The following is a 952-nucleotide window of genomic DNA, read 5'->3' on the forward strand; positions in this document are numbered from 1 at the left end:
TTTTCTTTAACAAGAAAATCTCTTGCTATAACCTCCTCTTGAGTATAGGGACTAAGACTGTATATGCCAGGCAGATCAATTAGATCAATTAATATATCGTCCATCCTTAGAGAAGCTGTCTTCTTTTCAACAGTAACCCCAGGCCAGTTACCCACTTGAAGAGAAGTTCCTGCTATGGCATTTATAAGTGTAGATTTTCCAGAATTTGGATTTCCAGCCACTGCTACCTTTATTGTTTTCATCCTATTACCTCCACCTCTATCTCCTCTGCCTCAGATTTTCTTAATGAGAGATGATAGTTTTTCACAATAATGTCAATTGGATCTCCTAAAGGTGCAACTTTTTCCACTTTTATAGTCTCTCCTGCAATAACTCCCATATCCATAAGTCTTCTTTTTATCATTCCCTTTGAGTTTATTGATATAATCTTTGCCTTCTGTCCTATCTTGAGTTCACTCAGTTTCACTCTATCCTCCTTACCATTATTTTCATTGCCATGCCTCTACCTATGGCAACTTTTGAATCATTTACTTTTAGAAGTATCGGACCATTACCCCTATTGCTAACTACTTCAACAACCCTCCCAGTAAAAAGTCCCATATCTCTTAGATGACAAAGAAGTGACTTTCCTTTTTTAATAAAATCAATAATTTCTGCTTTATCACCATCACATAACAAGGCCAGTGGTATCATTTCCCCCTCCCGTTTTATATAAAAATTGATAGATAATGTCTGTAACATCCATTGTAGCCTCTATTAAAGCAGGATCAAATTGTATTGTTGCATTATTCTTTAACTCTCTAATTGCCTCCTCAAAGCTCAATGCCTTTCTGTATGCCCTATCTCTTGTCATGGCTGATAATGCATCTGCTATTGCAATTATTCTTGCTCCGATAGGAATTTCTTCTTCTTTAATACCTGAAGGATAACCTTTTCCATCAAATCTTTCGTG

General features: G+C 36.3%; 4 protein-coding genes. All 4 read right to left on the reverse strand.

What is annotated here, in order from left to right; genetic code table 11:
* Positions 1–242: 50S ribosome-binding GTPase (locus N2257_10695; protein MCX7794852.1), on the reverse strand; the 242-nt coding region annotated here is incomplete at its 3' end.
* Positions 239–466: a ferrous iron transport protein A gene (locus tag N2257_10700; protein ID MCX7794853.1), complete on the reverse strand. Its 228-nt coding sequence runs from the start codon at positions 464–466 to the stop codon at positions 239–241. The genes N2257_10700 and N2257_10695, both read right to left, overlap by 4 nt.
* The gene (locus N2257_10705; protein MCX7794854.1) at positions 463–693 is read right to left on the reverse strand and encodes a ferrous iron transport protein A; all 231 of its coding nucleotides are present in this window, start codon (positions 691–693) and stop codon (positions 463–465) included. The genes N2257_10700 and N2257_10705 overlap by 4 nt, the downstream gene beginning before the upstream one ends.
* The coding region (locus tag N2257_10710) for a hypothetical protein (protein MCX7794855.1) at positions 668–952 on the reverse strand (285 nt) is incomplete at its 5' end. The genes N2257_10710 and N2257_10705, both read right to left, overlap by 26 nt.

The organism is Thermodesulfovibrionales bacterium, assembly GCA_026417875.1.
Lineage (GTDB): Bacteria > Nitrospirota > Thermodesulfovibrionia > Thermodesulfovibrionales > CALJEL01 > CALJEL01.

Coding starts and splice junctions, on each gene's coding strand:
- N2257_10705 (MCX7794854.1), bottom strand. CDS start 693: ATGATACCACTGGCCTTGTTATGTGATGGTGATAAAGCAGAAATTATT.